19 protein-coding genes and 1 tRNA gene are annotated in these 15,955 nt (G+C 59.8%); 7 read left to right on the top strand and 13 right to left on the bottom strand.

The window, feature by feature from the left end:
- Window positions 1–74 precede the first annotated feature (74 nt).
- Complete coding sequence (locus D8780_RS10725; RefSeq protein WP_121645580.1) at window positions 75–1,634, top strand: putative bifunctional diguanylate cyclase/phosphodiesterase; 1,560 nt, start codon at window positions 75–77, stop codon at window positions 1,632–1,634.
- Here the strand turns inward: D8780_RS10725 and D8780_RS10720 are convergent.
- From D8780_RS10720 to D8780_RS10680, 9 genes are all read right to left on the bottom strand, one after another.
- The gene (locus D8780_RS10720; protein ID WP_158598488.1) at window positions 1,631–2,884 is read right to left on the bottom strand and encodes a type III PLP-dependent enzyme domain-containing protein; all 1,254 of its coding nucleotides are present in this window, start codon (window positions 2,882–2,884) and stop codon (window positions 1,631–1,633) included. The two genes, D8780_RS10725 and D8780_RS10720, sit on opposite strands and share 4 nt — an antisense overlap.
- Before the next feature lies 1 nt (window position 2,885).
- On the bottom strand, window positions 2,886–4,202 hold the full coding sequence (locus D8780_RS10715) for a saccharopine dehydrogenase family protein (RefSeq protein WP_121645578.1): 1,317 nt from the start codon (window positions 4,200–4,202) through the stop codon (window positions 2,886–2,888).
- Between the two features lie 32 nt (window positions 4,203–4,234).
- Window positions 4,235–4,705 carry a DUF4442 domain-containing protein gene (locus D8780_RS10710; protein ID WP_121645577.1) on the bottom strand — a complete coding sequence of 157 codons (471 nt, stop codon included), beginning with the start codon at window positions 4,703–4,705 and terminating at the stop codon, window positions 4,235–4,237.
- Between the two features lie 19 nt (window positions 4,706–4,724).
- On the bottom strand, window positions 4,725–5,603 hold the full coding sequence (locus D8780_RS10705; RefSeq protein WP_121645576.1) for a 3-hydroxybutyryl-CoA dehydrogenase: 879 nt from the start codon (window positions 5,601–5,603) through the stop codon (window positions 4,725–4,727).
- Window positions 5,604–5,759: 156 nt separating this feature from the next.
- Window positions 5,760–6,689 carry an electron transfer flavoprotein subunit alpha/FixB family protein gene (locus D8780_RS10700; protein ID WP_121645575.1) on the bottom strand — a complete coding sequence of 310 codons (930 nt, stop codon included), beginning with the start codon at window positions 6,687–6,689 and terminating at the stop codon, window positions 5,760–5,762.
- A gap of 27 nt (window positions 6,690–6,716) precedes the next feature.
- Window positions 6,717–7,466 (bottom strand): electron transfer flavoprotein subunit beta/FixA family protein, encoded by a 750-nt coding sequence (locus D8780_RS10695; RefSeq protein ID WP_121645574.1) that lies wholly within the window; start codon window positions 7,464–7,466, stop codon window positions 6,717–6,719.
- A 273-nt stretch (window positions 7,467–7,739) separates the two neighbouring features.
- Window positions 7,740–8,489 (bottom strand): rhomboid family intramembrane serine protease, encoded by a 750-nt coding sequence (locus tag D8780_RS10690; protein WP_121645573.1) that lies wholly within the window; start codon window positions 8,487–8,489, stop codon window positions 7,740–7,742.
- A 26-nt stretch (window positions 8,490–8,515) separates the two neighbouring features.
- Window positions 8,516–9,097 carry a cob(I)yrinic acid a,c-diamide adenosyltransferase gene (locus D8780_RS10685; protein WP_121645572.1) on the bottom strand — a complete coding sequence of 194 codons (582 nt, stop codon included), beginning with the start codon at window positions 9,095–9,097 and terminating at the stop codon, window positions 8,516–8,518.
- 28 nt (window positions 9,098–9,125) lie between these two features.
- Window positions 9,126–9,320 carry a twin transmembrane helix small protein gene (locus D8780_RS10680; RefSeq protein ID WP_121645571.1) on the bottom strand — a complete coding sequence of 65 codons (195 nt, stop codon included), beginning with the start codon at window positions 9,318–9,320 and terminating at the stop codon, window positions 9,126–9,128.
- A 176-nt stretch (window positions 9,321–9,496) separates the two neighbouring features.
- Between D8780_RS10680 and D8780_RS10675 the strand changes: the two genes are divergently transcribed.
- Complete coding sequence (locus tag D8780_RS10675; RefSeq protein ID WP_121645570.1) at window positions 9,497–10,375, top strand: YihY/virulence factor BrkB family protein; 879 nt, start codon at window positions 9,497–9,499, stop codon at window positions 10,373–10,375.
- On the opposite strand, the gene D8780_RS10670 is transcribed toward D8780_RS10675, so the two are convergent.
- Complete coding sequence (locus D8780_RS10670; RefSeq protein ID WP_121645569.1) at window positions 10,311–11,201, bottom strand: DMT family transporter; 891 nt, start codon at window positions 11,199–11,201, stop codon at window positions 10,311–10,313. The two genes, D8780_RS10675 and D8780_RS10670, sit on opposite strands and share 65 nt — an antisense overlap.
- Window positions 11,202–11,303: 102 nt before the next feature.
- Between D8780_RS10670 and D8780_RS10665 the strand changes: the two genes are divergently transcribed.
- On the top strand, window positions 11,304–11,600 hold the full coding sequence (locus D8780_RS10665; protein ID WP_121645568.1) for a hypothetical protein: 297 nt from the start codon (window positions 11,304–11,306) through the stop codon (window positions 11,598–11,600).
- Here the strand turns inward: D8780_RS10665 and gluQRS are convergent.
- Window positions 11,575–12,510 (bottom strand): tRNA glutamyl-Q(34) synthetase GluQRS, encoded by a 936-nt coding sequence (gene gluQRS, locus D8780_RS10660; RefSeq protein WP_121645567.1) that lies wholly within the window; start codon window positions 12,508–12,510, stop codon window positions 11,575–11,577. The two genes, D8780_RS10665 and gluQRS, sit on opposite strands and share 26 nt — an antisense overlap.
- A 57-nt stretch (window positions 12,511–12,567) precedes the next feature.
- Here gluQRS and D8780_RS10655 point away from each other — a divergent pair, with 57 nt between their 5' ends.
- Window positions 12,568–13,209, top strand: a complete 642-nt coding sequence (locus D8780_RS10655; RefSeq protein ID WP_121645566.1) for a DNA-3-methyladenine glycosylase family protein — start codon at window positions 12,568–12,570, stop codon at window positions 13,207–13,209.
- Between the two features lie 195 nt (window positions 13,210–13,404).
- The gene (locus D8780_RS10650; RefSeq protein WP_121645565.1) at window positions 13,405–13,962 is read left to right on the top strand and encodes an HNH endonuclease; all 558 of its coding nucleotides are present in this window, start codon (window positions 13,405–13,407) and stop codon (window positions 13,960–13,962) included.
- Window positions 13,963–13,968: 6 nt separating this feature from the next.
- Here the strand turns inward: D8780_RS10650 and D8780_RS10645 are convergent, their stop codons facing one another.
- Together D8780_RS10645 and D8780_RS10640 are read right to left on the bottom strand one after the other, a co-directional pair.
- Entirely contained in the window at window positions 13,969–14,469 is a 501-nt protein-coding gene (locus D8780_RS10645; protein ID WP_121645564.1) for a disulfide bond formation protein B, read from the bottom strand.
- A 9-nt stretch (window positions 14,470–14,478) separates the two neighbouring features.
- On the bottom strand, window positions 14,479–15,060 hold the full coding sequence (locus tag D8780_RS10640; RefSeq protein WP_121645563.1) for a YqaA family protein: 582 nt from the start codon (window positions 15,058–15,060) through the stop codon (window positions 14,479–14,481).
- 112 nt (window positions 15,061–15,172) lie between these two features.
- Between D8780_RS10640 and D8780_RS10635 the strand changes: the two genes are divergently transcribed.
- Window positions 15,173–15,257: transfer RNA gene (locus tag D8780_RS10635), tRNA-Leu, on the top strand.
- Window positions 15,258–15,491: 234 nt separating this feature from the next.
- Window positions 15,492–15,944, top strand: a complete 453-nt coding sequence (locus D8780_RS10630; protein WP_121645562.1) for a c-type cytochrome — start codon at window positions 15,492–15,494, stop codon at window positions 15,942–15,944.
- Window positions 15,945–15,955: the final 11 nt, after the last annotated feature.

Below are 15,955 nucleotides of genomic sequence, written 5' to 3'. Positions count from 1 at the left end.
CGAGGCAGCTCTTTCCATGACGGCATGGGCTCACGCACTCGGCTACCTGCCGACTGTCAGTTTGGAAAGACGCGATGAACGCCGAACTCAAAAGACGTGCATGGCAAGACGCGGTTGCCCTTGTGATGGCAGGGCTCGCCATTTGGCTCGTCAGCTTTCATTTCGACCTGTTCGACCGCATTCTCATGTATCTGGCGCGTCATGAGCACTGGGAGCTCGATGAAATTATCTTTGCTGTTCTGATGGCTGGGCTGATGGGCTTCATTTATGCCGCCCGTCGTCTGATCGATCTAGGAGGCGAATCCCGTCGGCGGTACGCGGCGGAGAGCCAGGCACGATGGAGCGCCGATCGCGACGCGCTGACCGGTGTCTATAATCGCCGGTATCTGGAGGCCTATCTCAAGGACTTTCCGTTCGATCGTCCGCTCGCGGCGATGATGGTGGATCTCAATAACTTCAAGTCGATCAACGATCTTCGCGGCCACCAGAAGGGTGACGCTATTCTCCAGGAGGTCGCCCGGCGGATCGGAGACGTCAGGCCGAAAACCATTGTGACACGATATGGCGGCGATGAATTTACGGTGCTCTATGCCGACGGAACGGCTGAAGAAGCCAGCAGGATTGCCGGAGACATTCTCAAAGCCTTGAAGAAGCCGATTCGCGTCGAGGGCGATGAATTTTTCATCGGTGCATCGATCGGACTGGCGTCAATGCCGCAGCATGCCGAGTGTGCCAAAGACCTTCTCTACATGGCAGACCTTGCGATGTATCAGGCGAAGAAGCGCTCCGACACCTGCTTCGAAGTCTATCATCCATGGTTCCTGAGCGACCTTCAGGAAGCGGCCGCTGCGGAGCGGGCTTTGCGCGAAGCGGTGCGCAATGAAGAGATCGAGCCTTATTATCAGCCGCTGGTTGAACTCGAAAACGGCCGAATTGCCGGCTGTGAGGCCTTGGCGCGATGGTTCAAGGCGGACGGCACGCAAATTCCGCCGAGCACATTCATTCCCCAGGCCGAGAAGCTTGGCCTGATCGACGAACTGTTTGAAAGCCTTTTGCGGCGTGCATGCCGTGACGCAAAAAACTGGGATGACAGAGTAACTCTGTCCTTCAACCTTTCGGCAACGCAGCTTGATAATCCCGCATTGGCCTACCGCGTGGCGTCGATCCTGGATGAGACGGGACTTCGGCCAAGCCGGCTCGAACTGGAAATCACGGAAAGCACTTTCGTTCAGAACACCGAGGTCGCGCTCGATGCGATCGCGGAACTCAAGGCGCTCGGCGTTCGCATCGCGCTGGACGATTTCGGGACCGGCTATTCCAGTCTCTCGCAATTGGCGAGCCTGAAGATCGACCGCGTCAAGATCGATCGCAGCTTCGTCATGCAGTGCATGGCGGACGAACGGAGCATGAGCGTCGTTCAGGCCATCGTTTCGCTCAGCCGCACGCTGAAACTGGCGACAACGGCTGAAGGGATCGAGCAGAACGATCAATATCTGGAAATGCACAAGGTCGGCTGCGATATCGGCCAGGGCTTTCTGTTCAGCAAGGCGCTATCGTCCGATGCATTTGAGGAATGGCTTCAGCAGGTCGGGGAGCCCGATGAAGATGGCAATATGCTGAGGATCGCGAGCTAGGACCGCCAGCCGAGCCGCTCTGCAAACATATCCCAAGAGAAGTCTGCAACCGGTTCCAAGCTGCCCGATCCACTGTCCCACAGGACGATGGAGGGTAGAGGCGTGCCGTTGAAGGTCGTGCTCTTGACGGTCGTATAGTATCCCAGATCCGCGAAGACGAGCCGGTCGCCGATGGAGGGAAGCGCGTCGAACCGATAGGTGCCGATCGTATCGCCGGCGAGGCAGGTCGGACCGCCGACCCGCGCAATGTTCGGATCATTGACCTCGCTCGGTCTCAGCGTGCGTGGCAGGCTTTCTGCGCCGAGGCAATCGGGTGTGAACGGCGCTTCCAGCGCGTCCGGCAAATGGCAGGTCGCCGACAGATCGGTGATGATGACCGGAGCGCCGACGCCCTGTTGCGCCGTCATGAAGTCCAGCACTTCTGCGACCATGGCGCCGGCATGGAGCGCGACGGCCGTGCCCGGCTCAAGGGTTACGTGAAGGCCGGTTCGTCTCTGAAAATCCTTCAAAAAAGCAATGGCATCGTCGAGCGGAAAACTGTCATCCGTCCACAGAACGCCGCCGCCCAGATTGATCTCTTCAATGGCCGGAAAGAGATGGCCGAGACGTTTCTCGACAGCGGCGACCATGCGCGCAAAGGCATCGAAGCCATGGTCGCAGAGCGCGTGAATATGCAGGAAGGAAAACGGTTCGAGATCGTCTGGCGAAAGGGCTCTGCCGTCAATGCCGAGGCGGCTCCATGGTCCGGCGGGATCGTAGAGCGCGTTCTCCACCTCCTGATGGCGCGGATTGATGCGCAGCCCAAGATGCAGATTCCCCGCCCCTTCCGTCTCGGCGAGCAGCGGTGCGAAGCGCTCATACTGGCTGAGACTGTTGAAGATCAGCGCGTCGGTGTTGGCGACCATATCCGGCAGATCTGCCGGCTTGAGACCGGGCGCGTAGGTGTGAACTTCGCCGCCGAACGCCTCGCGTCCGAGCTTCGCCTCCCAGAGGCCCGAGGCGGCGGTGCCGTCGAGATAGCGATCGAGGATCGGCGCGCAGGCCGGGATGGCGAAGGCTTTTAGGGCCAGCAGAACCTTGCAGTCCGCCTCGTCGCGCAGCCTGGCGAGACGCCGGCCATTCTCTTCCAGCCGCGCCGTGTCCAGCACGAGGCACGGGGAGGGGACGGCGACCGGATCGAAGCGGTGAAAATTGCCCTGCGGCAAGGCGCGCATCTGCGCCTCGCCCTCGGAGCCGCGCGGGGTGGTCATCTCAGGTTGCGCCGCGATCGGTCGCGGCTTTCTGAGCCGAAAGCGGAGCGGAGGCCGAAGCGCTCTGCCCCTCTGCATAGGGCCACGTATCATCCGTCGGCAGTTCGTCCGCCTGCCATGGGCAGCCGACGTCCGGCATCAGCGCGAGGAAGGGATCGGGATCCATCTCCTCGACATTGACCATGGTTTTTGGATCCCACGTGCCGTCCGCCATCAGGAGGGCCGCCGTCATGACCGGCACACCCGTCGAATAGCTGATCGATTGGGCGCCGACTTCCTCGTAGTTTTCCTTGTGATCCAGCGTCGACCAGATAAAGAGACGCTTGTCCTCACCGTCCTTCCTGCCGCGCACATCGACGCCGATCACGATCTTGCCCATGTAATTTTCCGCGAGTGAAGCCGGATCGGGCAGGAGCGCCTTTACCAAACGGTTCGGCGCGACCATCGCGCCATCCACCTCGACGGGCACGGAAGAGGTCAGGCCGAGCGTGTCGAGCACCTCCAGAACCTTCATGTAATGCTCGCCGAAGCCCATCCAGAAACTGATGCGCGGCGTATCCGGGAAATTGACGGCAAGGCTCTGCAATTCGTCATGGCCCATGGAGTAGACGCGCTGCTCGCCGACGATCGGCAGAGTCACGTCCTGCCAGACGCTGTGGTGGGGAATGAACTTCCACTCACCTTCGTCCCAGGTGATGACCTCTTCGGTCACTTCCCGCAAATTGACGTCGGGGTCGAAATTGGTCGCGAAATATTTGCCGTGATTGCCCGCATTCACGTCGATGATATCGATCGAGTCGATCTGGTCGAGATGGTGCTTTCGCGCCCATGCGCAGAAGATGTTCACGACACCCGGGTCGAAACCCATGCCCAGCAGGGCGGTAACGCCCTTCGCCTTGAATTCGGGCCGCAGCGGCCATTCGATGCGCTCGTACCAGTTCGGCGGAATGTCGATCGTGAATTCGTGCTCGGCGAGAGCCGTGTCGAGATATTTTGCGCCTGTTTCGAGACAGGCGTGAAGGATAGCCTCGTTGCAGTAGGGCGAAGCGACGTTGAGGACGATTGAAGCCCCCGTGCTTTCGATGAGCTTTTTAACGGCAGCGCTATCACGCGCGTCGACCGCTTCGGTCGTGATGAATGGCTTGCCTTCGGTTGCGCCATACCGGGCATTCACCTTGGCTGCTTTCGCGGCCAGCTTCTCTGCCGTACGCGCCGACCATGTGATTGTTCCGAAGCGATCGCGGAACTGAACGGCCTTGTTCGCCACCACGTCGCCGACGCCACCGGCGCCGATAATCAAGAGATTGGGTCCCGTCATCTGGCCCTTCTTCCCTGTTTTTTGCCGTTGAACTATCCACCTAGCCGGCGGCGCTCGTCCTTCCGGCGGCGTATATGTAACGTCTTGTCGATCTTTGCCACCGTCACTCCCTCGGCATCCTCCACCAAAATGCTCCAGGTGGGCCGAAAAACGTCACTCTCATTCGGTGTCGCCGCTCGGACCTCCTCAAGCATTTCGTCCGTGACACGGATTTTCGTCCGCAGCGTTCCCTTGCCCGGTTTCAGAAAATCGATCCGGGCCGATTTGTCCCAGATCGTGTAATCGCGCGGCAGAATGTTCATCAGCATCAACATGAGAAACGGATCGGTCATGGAAAAGATCGATCCGCCAAAGTGAACGCCGACATAGTTCATGTTCAGGCGTCGCTGGCGCAGTTCAACGTCAACGGTCCGCCAGTCCTCAGCAATATGCGTGACGCGAATGCCTGCAAAAAAGAAGGGCGGCCAGAAATTCATGCCGCGCCGGAGCATTGCTGGTTTCATGATGTGCGGTCCGCCCGGCTCAGCGGGTCGGGACCGGCTTTTCTCCGGAATAATCGTAGAAGCCGCGACCGGTCTTGCGACCGAGCCAGCCTGCCTCGACATATTTCACCAGAAGCGGGCAGGGGCGATATTTGCTGTCTGCCAGGCCTTCGTAAAGAACCTGCATGATCGAGAGGCAGGTATCGAGCCCAATGAAATCGGCCAGTTCGAGCGGGCCCATAGGATGGTTCGCGCCCAGGCGCATCGCCGTATCGATCGCCTCGACCGATCCGACACCCTCATAGAGCGTGAATATGGCCTCGTTGATCATCGGCAGCAGAATGCGGTTGACGATGAAGGCTGGATAATCCTCCGCGACCGTTACGGTCTTGCCGAGGCTCTGCGCAAAATCCTTTGCCGCCGAAAACGTCTCGTCAGCCGTCGCGATGCCACGAATCACCTCGACTAGCTTCATGACCGGCACGGGGTTCATGAAGTGGATGCCGACAAACTTCTCGGGGCGGTCGGAGCGGCTCGCAAGGCGAGTGATGGAGATGGAGGAGGTGTTGGAGGCCAGAAGCGCTTCCGGCTTCAGGTCGGCACAAAGCTCCTTGAAGATCGCCTGCTTGATCTCTTCATTTTCCGTCGCGGCCTCGATTACGAGATCGCAGTCGCGAAGCGCCTTGAGGCCGGCGACGGGCGTGACACGCGACACGGCCTGATCGCGTGCCTTCTGCTCGATCTTGCCGTTGTCCACCAGTCGATCAAGCCTCTTGCCAATACCGGACAGGCCCGCATCGGCGTTGCTTTGCTCCACATCCGACAAAGTCACGTCATAACCGACGAGAGCGGCGACCTGGGCGATTCCCGCGCCCATCTGGCCCGCGCCGATCACTCCGATCTTCTTCAAATCTGGCATGGTGTCCCCGAATGCTGGTCTTTTTTAGCGAGTGGCTGCCATCTCTGGCTTGCTGGTTCGCGCTCCCGGCGGTCGGCCCCGAAAAATATGGCGGGGCCGACGCTGTGTTACCGGCCTGGTCTACGATCACTTATGGCCCAGGCCGGGTGAAGATGGTCAGATCTTCTGCTGGAGTTCCGGCAGGATTTCGAACAGATCGCCGACCAGTCCGTAATCGGCCACCTGGAAGATCGGCGCATCCTCGTCCTTATTGATGGCGACGATGATGCGACTGTCCTTCATGCCCGCCAGGTGCTGGATCGCGCCGGAAATACCAGCAGCGATGTAAAGCTCCGGCGCGACGACCTTACCGGTCTGCCCGACCTGCCAGTCGTTCGGCGCGTAGCCGGCATCCACCGCCGCGCGCGAAGCGCCGACGGCTGCGCCGAGCTTGTCGGCGAGCGGCAGGATGATCTCATCGAACTTTTCCTTGCTACCGAGGGCGCGTCCGCCAGACAGAATAATCTTGGCGGAGGTCAGTTCCGGCCGATCGCTTTCGGCAATCTTTTCCGAAACGAAGGACGAGACAGCAGGGCCGTCGACCGCGTCGATCGATTCGACAGAGGCGGAGCCGCCTTCGCCAGTTGCCTGGAAGGATGCGCCACGAACGGTCAGCACCTTCTTGGCATCCGAGGACTGAACGGTCTGGATCGCGTTGCCCGCATAAATCGGGCGCTTGAAGGTATCATCCCCCTCGACGCTCATCACGTCGGAAATCTGCATCACGTCGAGCAGGGCTGCGACACGCGGCATGACGTTCTTGCCCGTGGTCGTCGACGGGGCAATCAGATAGTCGTAATCGCCAGCCAGGCTCTCGATCAGCGCGGCAAGAGGCTCGGCCAGACGATGTTCAAGCTGGTCGCTTTCCGCGAGGAGCACCTTGCGGACGCCATCCAGTTTCGCGGCCGCATCGGCCACAGGCTGCGCGCCCTTGCCGGCAACCAGAATATCGATGTCACCACCGATTTCCTTGGCCGCAGTAAGCGCCTTGGCCGTCTGATCGGACAGGGCGGCGTTGTCGTGATCGGCAATAAGTAGAAGTGCCATTTCAATAATCTCCCGTTCTGTCCGCGCTCAAAGCACGCCGGCGTCGTTTTTCAGCTTGTCGACAAGCTGATCGACATTCTCGAGAATATCGCCGGCCGAACGTTCCGGCGGTTCTTCGGTCTTGAGAACCTTGAGGCGCGCAGCGATATCGACGCCGTAATCGTCGGGCGACTTGGTATCGAGAGGCTTCTTCTTGGCCTTCATGATATTCGGCAGCGACGCGTAGCGCGGTTCGTTCAGCCGAAGATCGGTCGTGATGATGGCCGGCAGGTCTAGGCTCACCGTCTGCAGGCCGCCGTCGACCTCACGGGTGATTTCGGCTTTCTCGCCTTCGATCTTCACTTCGTTTGCGAAGGTGCCTTGGCCCCATCCGAGAAGCGCGGCGAGCATCTGGCCGGTCTGGTTGGAATCGTCATCGATCGCCTGCTTGCCCAGAATGACCATCTTCGGGCTTTCCTCGTCGACGACACCCTTCAGGAGTTTCGCGACGCCCAGCGGCTCGACGGTTTCATCGGTCTTGACAAGAATGGCCCGGTCGGCGCCCATGGCGAGAGCGGTGCGCAGCGTTTCCTGGGCCTTGTCCGGCCCGATGGAGACCACCACCACCTCTTCGGCGGTGCCGGCCTCTTTCAGCCGGATGGCCTCTTCGACGGCGATCTCGTCAAACGGGTTCATGCTCATCTTGACGTTGGCGGTCTCGACGCCCGAACCGTCAGACTTCACGCGGACCTTCACATTGTAGTCGATCACCCGTTTTACGGGCACCAGGATCTTCATAAGCTTCTCCCAATTCGTCCAGTATCTTTAAGGCTTGGCCCGTCTATCTGGGCCAACGGTCCTAGAAATCCAATCCTCCGGCGATCACAATCGCCAAGACTGCCATACCCCGCGGTATGTCCATGAGTCACTAAGCAGATTTTGACGTAAACGTCAAAGTTTGTCTTTTCGCACGGACGACGCGGCTTCCGATGCTTCATCGCTGCGGAAGTAATGAAAAACCTGCGTCTTTCAGACGAACCGATGATGACAGGCCACACCGTGGATCGCGCTCTAGGTCCAGGGACCCTTGCGACCGCCGACCGGCTGGTTTTTCAGGACCGCGGCGTGTGGCGGCTCGATACGGCGATCGAGGATCGGCTGGTCCTTTCGTTTGAACGGCAGGACGAGGAGGGCGCCGGTCATGATGCCGCCAAGATGAGCGGCCCACGAGACGGCATCGTCAGGCAAGAGAATAAACATGACAACTTGCAGCACGATCCATGCGCCGAGGAGCCATTGGGCGCGGAGCCGTATCGGTATGCGGGCGAAAACGAGAGCCCAGATCTTTACCCTTGGATGTAGAATGACATAGGCGGCGACAACTCCGGCGATCGCGCCCGACGCACCAATCAACGGGATCGATGATGCCGGTAGCACGACGCCATGGAAGAGCGCCGCGCCAATGGCGCAGAGGAGGTAGAAGACGAGAAAGCGGAAATGGCCCATCGCGTCTTCGACATTGTCGCCGAACACCCAGAGAAACAGCATGTTGCCGCCGAGATGGAAGATGTCGCCATGCAGGAAGGCATAGCTGAGGTATGTGATCGTCCCACCGAGTGGTCCGAGGCCGCTTGCGTCCGGCAAAACGTCCTGTCCGAGAGCCGGGGTGAAGCCCAGCATTGTCGAATAGGCCATCAGCACATCATTGCCCATCGTGCCTGTCACAAGCCAGATCGCCGTATTGGCGGCAATCAGGCACAACGTCACATATTGGCGCTTGATGTAGATGAGATCATTGGCGTCGTGGAGAGGTATGAACATCGAGGTTTCCGCCGCCTTTCAGATCGTCAGCGGCTGGCACCCGGAACCCACAGCACGTCTCTCTGGCCATCATCGTTACAGATGCGCGCAGCGACGAAAAGAAAATCCGACAGCCGGTTGAGATAGCGGATCGCTTCCTCGCTGATGGTTTCGCCGGCTTCGTCCCGGGCCTGAACCGTCAGCCGCTCGGCTCGCCGTACGATCGTCCGCGCCAGATGCAGCGTGGTGGCCGCCGGCGAACCGGCCGGAAGAATGAAACTTTTCAACGGCGAGAGGCGCGCATTGAAGGCGTCGATATCATTTTCGAGCCGCTCGACCTGACTCGGGACGATGCGCAAAGGCTCGTAACCCAGTTCCTTATCCGATGGCGGAGTGGAGAGATCCGCTCCGAGGTCGAAGAGGTCATTCTGAATGCGCGCGAGAACCTGGTCGATGTCACCATGGTTCAGGCCCGTGTAGAGCCGCGCCATACCGATCGTGGCATTGGCTTCGTCCACGGTGCCGTAGGCCTCGACCCGCGCATCGTATTTCTTGCGGCGCTCGCCGGAGCCGAGACCGGTGGTGCCGTCATCGCCGGTCTTCGTATAGATCTTGTTCAGTCGAACCATTTTGCTTTCAACCTGTCAGAAACGCCAATCAGGCGGGGCGGGCGAAATAGAGTGCGCCGACGATCAGCACGATTGCGATGAACTGTATGAATACCCGCATCTGCATCAGTTTCTGACTGGTGTTGCTGTCGCCGGCCCGCATCATGTTCCACAGGCCGCGAAGCAAGACAATCGCGACAGCGAGCATGGCGATAAGAGCTGCAATCTGGAAAACTGTGGCCATCGGTCTTTCCTGTTCTGTCCGGCTTGCATGTGGGAAGCCGCAGGGAGATTTCATCCCCGTATCGGCAGTCCGACGCCGCTTTTGCGCGCGCCGATGACGCCGCTTTTCATGTTCGTGCTGATTTTACGCAATAGTCTTCCATATAGACGAGGCATGAAAAGCAAGAGGTTCATTCCATGTGGCAAACCGTTCGGGTCATAGCCTGGGACGCGATCAGCCACTTCAACAATGATGATGGCTGGGCGTTCGCAAGTCATGTGGCCCTGTCGACGATCATGGCGATTTTTCCCTTCCTGATTTTCGCGGCCTCATTGGCCGGCTTTCTGGGAGCGGACTATTTTGCGCAATACGCCGTGCCGCTTCTCTTCGAGACCTGGCCGCACAGTATTGCCGAGCCGGTGACGAAGGAAGTGCAGGCGGTTCTGTCAGGCGAGCGCGGCGATCTGCTGACGATCGGTGTCTTGCTTGCCCTCTTCTTCGCGTCAAACGGGGTGGAGGCGCTTCGTACATCGCTCAACCGGGCCTACCGGCAGGTGGAAAGCCGCTCTCTCATTTCATTGCGGCTGCAGAGTTTCGGCTTTGTCCTTCTGGCCACGCTGTGCCTGACGATCGTCAGCCTGCTGCTTGTCGCGGCGCCTATCGTTCACTCCGTTCTGCTGCGCCGTGCGCCCGATATCGTGCCCGAAGTTTTCGCGTTCGATGCCTTGCGCATCATGATCGCCATTTTCGTGCTGATCGTCGGTCTTGCGATCTGCCACGTCTACCTTCCCGAAGGAAAAAGGCGGCTCGTCGACATTATGCCCGGCATGGTGCTGACGATCCTGTTCTGGGTGGTCGGATCGTGGGTCTTTGCAACCTATCTCGAAAATTTTGGCCGTTACTCGACGACCTATGCGGGGCTGGCCTCGATCATCGTCGCTCTTGTGTTTCTCTATATGGTCTCGGCGATCTTCATCATCGGGGCCGAACTGAATGCGGCGATCATGCGGTTCAGGGCATTGCGGGCCGCCGGCGGCCTACCTTTCCAGCTGCCATCGCGACGGCGAGAGCGGTAACGGCCATTCCGACGATCTGGATCGGCGAGAGCGGCTCGCCAAACAGGATGAATGCGATCAGCGCCGTACAGGCGGGCACCAGGTAAAACAGCGCCGCGACGCGGCTGACCGCTCCGTGCTCGATCATCCACATCAGGAGCATGATGGTACCTACGGAAAGCACCAGGACGAGCCAGATCATGGAGAGAACCAGCGGGGTCGTGATCGTGACCTCGTGTTCTTCAACGAAGAGCGCGAAAGGTAGGGTCAAGAGGGCAGCACCGACGAACTGCCATATCGTCGCGGTGATCGGGCTTGCGCCCTTCAGCCGGCCTTTCTGCCAAACCGTGCCGGCGCTCATCCCCGTGACGGCGATGACGCAGGCGCCGACAGTCCAGCCATTTACGCCCGAACCGAGTACGCCGACGCGCGGCCCGAGAACCATGGCTATACCGATCATGCCGATCACAAGGCCCAGCCAATGGCGCGGCGTAATGTCTTCGCCGATCGTTCCCGCTGCCATGAAGGCCGTGAAAATGGGCTGAAGTCCGACGATAAGCGCCGAGAGGCCGGCCGGCATGCCGTGATCGATCGCCCAGAAGAGCATGCCCAGATAGACGGCATGCAGCAGCATTCCGGCGATCATCGAATCACGGCGGTGGCGCCAGGACAGGGCGGGAGCGCCGATGATGAGCGCCAGGCCCAGCAAGGCTGCTGCGGACAGGATATAGCGAACAGTGAGGAAGCCGAAGGGCTCCGAATAGGGCATGGCATAACGGGCACTGACGAAACCCGTCGACCAGAGGACCACGAAGGCGATCGGCGCCAATGCCGCGTTAAAACGCATGTTCGTCCTTTAATCGTATTGCAACTGTATTTTTAAGCGTGACGAAAAGTCATTCGGGATAGATTTCGCGTTTCAGGGGTCAACATCCGGAAGGGACCCGCCATGCCGCTCATCGATACGCCAACACTGATCATCGGTTCGACCCTCATCGCCTGCATCCTTCTGGTCGCTGGCTTTGCTCTTCATAGCATGCTGGACGAGGACGCATTCGGGCCCTTCGGCAACACGGCCATCCTCATGTTTGGTTTCTTTGGCGCGATCAAGGGGCTGCCGGAACTGGGCTTTCGCATCTACACCCTGCCATCCGTGATTTTTATTGGCTTGGCGGGTGCTTTCGGCCTTATCATGTTCATGGTCATCCTCAAGGCGGCCCTCAGCCGTATGTTTTCGGAAGGGTGACCGGCTTTACCGCTTCTTTGGCGCCAAGAGCCAGCGCTATCGTTTCCTGAGGTTCATAACCACCCAGGCGCTGCGCCGATAGAGCTGCGCTTCCGATGCTCTTGGAAAGCTTGCGGCCATCTTCGTCGAGCACCAGCGCATGATGGTGATAGATAGGCTCGGGGAGGGCTAGAAGCGCCTGCAACACCCGATGAATGGCCGTCGCCGGATAGAGATCGCGTCCGCGGATGATGTGAGACACGCCCTGCTGTGCATCGTCCAGAACAACCGCGAGATGATAGCTCGTTGGAATATCCTTGCGCGCCAGAACGACATCGCCCCAGAGTCTTGCATCAAAACGTGCCGTCTGCGGTTTTTCGAGCGGCGTAGCGCTTTCGCGCCATGAGACCTCCTTCCATCCCAAACGCTGCAAGGCCGCTTTCATATCGAGACGCCATGCATAGGGATGGCCGGTTTCGATCAGCTTATGCCGCTCTGCTGTGGTCCGCGTCTTTTCAGAAAGTGGCGGATGGGGTGTTCCGTCGGGGTCGCGTGGCCAATCGCCGCCAGCCGCCTCGACATCTGCCACAAGCCGCCGTAATTCGCCTCGCGTTGTAAAAGACGGGTAGACGAGGCCGAGGTTGGAGAGTTGTTCCAGCCTTTCCTTGTAGCTTGCGAAATGATCGGACTGGCGGCGGATCCCTTCTTCGAAGTCGATCCCCAGCCAGACCAGATCGTCCAGGATGGCCTGCTCCAGTTCCGGCGAACAGCGTGTCCGGTCAATATCCTCCATCCTGAGCAGCAGGCGGCCCCCGGCCACGCGGGCCGCCTGGTTATTCAGAATCGCTGACCGCGCATGGCCAAGATGCAACGCGCCGTTAGGGGAGGGGGCGAAGCGGAAAATCGGCTGGTTCGCGGGCGCGTTCGTCATAGGCTTGGCCAGGTTAAGGAAGACAGGTGTTAGAGCTTTGCATAGAACAGGAGTGTCATGACGGTCATCCTGAATTCCGAAAAAGCCATCGCCCGTTCGCTGGAGGCCCTTTTGCAGGCCGATCCTACCTTGGCGTCGTTGGCGGCAATTGCCGGCCCACTGCCTCAACGCAAAACCCCCGGCGGTTATGCGGGACTGGCGGGTGTGGTTATCGCACAGCAGGTTTCGAAGGCTGCGGCCGACACGATTTTCGGGCGGTTGCAGGCGGCGGTGACGCCGCTTACCGGCGCCGTTCTTCTCGATACGCCTGATGAAATTCTCCGGGCTGCGGGTCTCTCCCGACCGAAAATCAGAACCCTGCGGGCCGTTGCGGAAGCCGAGTGTGACGGTCTGCGGCTGGATGCGGTCCTTAGACTCGACGCAGAGGACGCTGTTGACGCGCTGACGCCGATCCCGGGGATCGGCCGCTGGACGGCGGAATGCTGGCTTTTATTCGCGGCGGGGCATCCCGACATCTTCCCTGCGCGCGATCTGGCGCTTCAGGCGGCGGCGCATGAGGCGCTCGGTCTGCCCGAACGGCCCGATGAAAAGACGCTTTCCGCGCTGGCTGGCAAGTGGTCCCCGAACCGCAGCGTAGCTGCACGTCTTCTTTGGGCGTGGTACGGTGCGACAAGAACCGGTGGAGGCGCGCCGGTTTGAGGTCCGGCTGTTACAAAGGTGTTGCCTGAACTGTGTATGGCCGGTGGAGAAAGCGGTGGATAAACGGGGTTCGGGCCGTGCTGAACTGTCTTCACAATCACGAAATTAGGCGCTTAACTGTCCTTCGACATCAAAGATGTTCGCCTTTCGGTCCGTTCTTGCAATGGGACTCGAAAATGAAAGGAGCCGCCTGCCGTGACGGTGCATGTGCGTCCTGAAGCGCTTCCAGCGCTCGTTCTCAATGCCGATTACCGGCCTTTGAGCTATTACCCCTTGTCGATCTGGTCCTGGCAAGACGCCATCAAGGCGGTGTTCCTCGACCGTGTCACGATCGTCGCGGAATATGAGCAGAGCGTTTCATCACCCTCGCTCTCCATGAAGCTGCCCAGTGTTGTCTGCCTGAAAAGCTATGTGAAACCGGCGACCTGGCCGGCCTTCACACGGTTCAATCTTTTCCTGCGAGACCGGTTCGAATGTCAGTATTGCGGCAACCCGCACGAACTGACCTTCGACCATGTCGTGCCGCGCCGGTGCGGCGGACAGACGACGTGGGAGAACGTCGTGGCGGCCTGTTCGCCCTGCAATCTGAGGAAGGGTGGGCTGATGCCCGATCATGCGCGGATGTGGCCGCGGCAGACGCCGTTCAAGCCGACCACGCACCAACTGCACGAAAGAGGGCGGTCTTTCCCGCCCAACTATCTTCATGAAAGCTGGCTCGATTATCTCTATTGGGATACCGAACTGGAGCCCTGACCAGCCTCAGGCCCTCGGAGCCGGCTGACGACGGAAGGCGCCGTAAAGGCAGGCCAGCGTCAGCAGTGCGGCGGCGACCACGTTCCAGCCGGCAAAGGAAATGCCGAGAAAGCGGCCGGCCGCCTGATCGCAGGACGGTGGCCGCTGGCCGAGCGATTCCAGAAGATTGCCCGCCTGGCTGACGGTGCTCGACGCGCCGGAGCAGTCTGTGGGACCGGCCCAAAGGCCCCATTCGACGCCGGAATGATAAATGCCGAGGCCCATGGTCCAGATCATCAGCAATGCACCGATGCCGAACATCGCCTGAACAAGCCGTGGCCGTCTGATGTGAGGGGCGGCGATGGCGGTGCCGATCATGAAAGGCACGCCGGTATAATAGGCGGTCCGCTGTTCCAGACAGAGTGCGCAGGGAATGTACCCGCCAAGATGTTCGAAGGCGAGGGCGGTGCCGACGGTCAGCGCCATGCCGACTCCGATCAGGACTGCGAGATTACGATTGGAAAGCATGCGACTCCCCTAGAACAGGAACTTGATCGACAGGAAACCACCGATCAGCAGGAGCATGAAGGCGAGGAAAAGCCAATTCAGCCAGCGCTCGATGAATTGTTGTAAGGGTTCGCCGTAGCGGCCCAGAAGCCAGGCGACAAGGAAAAAGCGCGCGGAGCGCCCGATGATGGAGACGACGGTGAAGACCGCGATATTCAGCCCTGTCGCGCCGGAGAAAATCGTCAGCACCTTGTAGGGGAAGGGGGTGACCGCGGCGAACAGCACGCCCCAGCCGCCCCATTCATTATAAAGTTCCTGAATGCGCTCGAAACTGTCGGCCTTGCCGTAGAACCGGAGGATCGGATCGCCGACGATCTCCATGAAAAAGGCGCCGATCGCGTAGCCGAGAAAAGCGCCGAGGACCGAGGCAATGGTGCAGATCGCCGCAAGATAGATCCAGCGGTCGCGCCGGCCCAAAACCATTGGGATGAGCAATGCGTCGGGCGGAATCGGAAAGATCGAACTTTCGGCAAAACTGACGGCAGCCAGAGCCTTGTCGGCATGGCGTGTCCGGGCCAATCCCATCGTCCAGTCATAGAGGCGTCGCAGCATCGATCTATCCGTCGAGACGTGTCGGGTCTCTGCCCTATTGTCTGCAAGGCCGCGTGTCCAGCATCAAGCCGGTTGACGAAGGACCCCCGGCCCATATAGTTGCCGGCGCGTTGCCCCTGTGGCGGAATTGGTAGACGCGATCGACTCAAAATCGATTGCCGCAAGGCGTGCTGGTTCGAGTCCGGCCAGGGGCACCATTTCCGCATCCATTGAACATTTCCTGCGTAAGCCGTGCACGGTTTGTAGGGTGTGCGCTCGCACGATGCCTATCGCATCTTGATTCTACCGCTGACTGCCGCCCGGTGCTTCCGTCGGCAGGTTCTTTCGCCTCCTTGTCCCTGCGATCGCTGTGAAGGTTGCGGTAGCGCAAACTCGTCTTCCTGAGCTCTGACTAGAAAGCCGGCAGTCGCAACCGGAAAAGGAGGCCAGCGATGGCCGAGGTGCTCACCAAATCGCGGGCACGGAACATATTCTACGGAGGCTCGCTCTTCTTCGTCGCCGTGTTCATCGCCCTGGCTGTTCATAGCCACTACTACATCGTCAACACATCAACAGCCGGCGCACCCCTGACCGAGGCCGTAGCGCACGGCAAAGCGGTCTGGGAGCGCAATAGCTGCATCAACTGCCACACATTGCACGGCGAGGGGGCCTACTTCGCGCCCGAGCTCGGCAATGTGATGACCCGCTGGGGTGTGCAGGACGACCCCGAAGCCGCCTACGAAATTCTGGATGCCTGGATCGAGGCGCAGCCCAGCGGAATCGAGGGGCGCCGACAGATGCCGCATTTCGAACTGACCGAAGAAGACAAGCGCGGCCTGGCGGAATTTCTGCGCTGGGCAGATCAGACGAATCTTCAGGGCTGGCCGCCCAACGATGCCGGTTGAGGATCAGAGAA

The organism is Notoacmeibacter ruber, assembly GCF_003668555.1.
Lineage (GTDB): Bacteria > Pseudomonadota > Alphaproteobacteria > Rhizobiales > Rhizobiaceae > Notoacmeibacter > Notoacmeibacter ruber.
The sequence above is the reverse complement of the archived record's forward strand: the minus strand, read 5'-3'. Positions and strand labels throughout refer to the sequence as shown.

Excerpts from the sequence above, each read along its gene's own strand:
- D8780_RS10725 (WP_121645580.1), top strand. The coding sequence starts at position 75 with ATGAACGCCGAACTCAAAAGACGTGCATGGCAAGACGCGGTTGCCCTT.
- D8780_RS10720 (WP_158598488.1), bottom strand. The coding sequence starts at position 2,884 with ATGACCACCCCGCGCGGCTCCGAGGGCGAGGCGCAGATGCGCGCCTTG.
- D8780_RS10715 (WP_121645578.1), bottom strand. The coding sequence starts at position 4,202 with ATGACGGGACCCAATCTCTTGATTATCGGCGCCGGTGGCGTCGGCGAC.
- D8780_RS10710 (WP_121645577.1), bottom strand. The coding sequence starts at position 4,705 with ATGAAACCAGCAATGCTCCGGCGCGGCATGAATTTCTGGCCGCCCTTC.
- D8780_RS10705 (WP_121645576.1), bottom strand. The coding sequence starts at position 5,603 with ATGCCAGATTTGAAGAAGATCGGAGTGATCGGCGCGGGCCAGATGGGC.
- D8780_RS10700 (WP_121645575.1), bottom strand. The coding sequence starts at position 6,689 with ATGGCACTTCTACTTATTGCCGATCACGACAACGCCGCCCTGTCCGAT.
- D8780_RS10695 (WP_121645574.1), bottom strand. The coding sequence starts at position 7,466 with ATGAAGATCCTGGTGCCCGTAAAACGGGTGATCGACTACAATGTGAAG.
- D8780_RS10690 (WP_121645573.1), bottom strand. The coding sequence starts at position 8,489 with ATGTTCATACCTCTCCACGACGCCAATGATCTCATCTACATCAAGCGC.
- D8780_RS10685 (WP_121645572.1), bottom strand. The coding sequence starts at position 9,097 with ATGGTTCGACTGAACAAGATCTATACGAAGACCGGCGATGACGGCACC.
- D8780_RS10680 (WP_121645571.1), bottom strand. The coding sequence starts at position 9,320 with ATGGCCACAGTTTTCCAGATTGCAGCTCTTATCGCCATGCTCGCTGTC.
- D8780_RS10675 (WP_121645570.1), top strand. The coding sequence starts at position 9,497 with ATGTGGCAAACCGTTCGGGTCATAGCCTGGGACGCGATCAGCCACTTC.
- D8780_RS10670 (WP_121645569.1), bottom strand. The coding sequence starts at position 11,201 with ATGCGTTTTAACGCGGCATTGGCGCCGATCGCCTTCGTGGTCCTCTGG.
- D8780_RS10665 (WP_121645568.1), top strand. The coding sequence starts at position 11,304 with ATGCCGCTCATCGATACGCCAACACTGATCATCGGTTCGACCCTCATC.
- gluQRS (WP_121645567.1), bottom strand. The coding sequence starts at position 12,510 with ATGACGAACGCGCCCGCGAACCAGCCGATTTTCCGCTTCGCCCCCTCC.
- D8780_RS10655 (WP_121645566.1), top strand. The coding sequence starts at position 12,568 with ATGACGGTCATCCTGAATTCCGAAAAAGCCATCGCCCGTTCGCTGGAG.
- D8780_RS10645 (WP_121645564.1), bottom strand. The coding sequence starts at position 14,469 with ATGCTTTCCAATCGTAATCTCGCAGTCCTGATCGGAGTCGGCATGGCG.
- D8780_RS10640 (WP_121645563.1), bottom strand. The coding sequence starts at position 15,060 with ATGCTGCGACGCCTCTATGACTGGACGATGGGATTGGCCCGGACACGC.
- D8780_RS10630 (WP_121645562.1), top strand. The coding sequence starts at position 15,492 with ATGGCCGAGGTGCTCACCAAATCGCGGGCACGGAACATATTCTACGGA.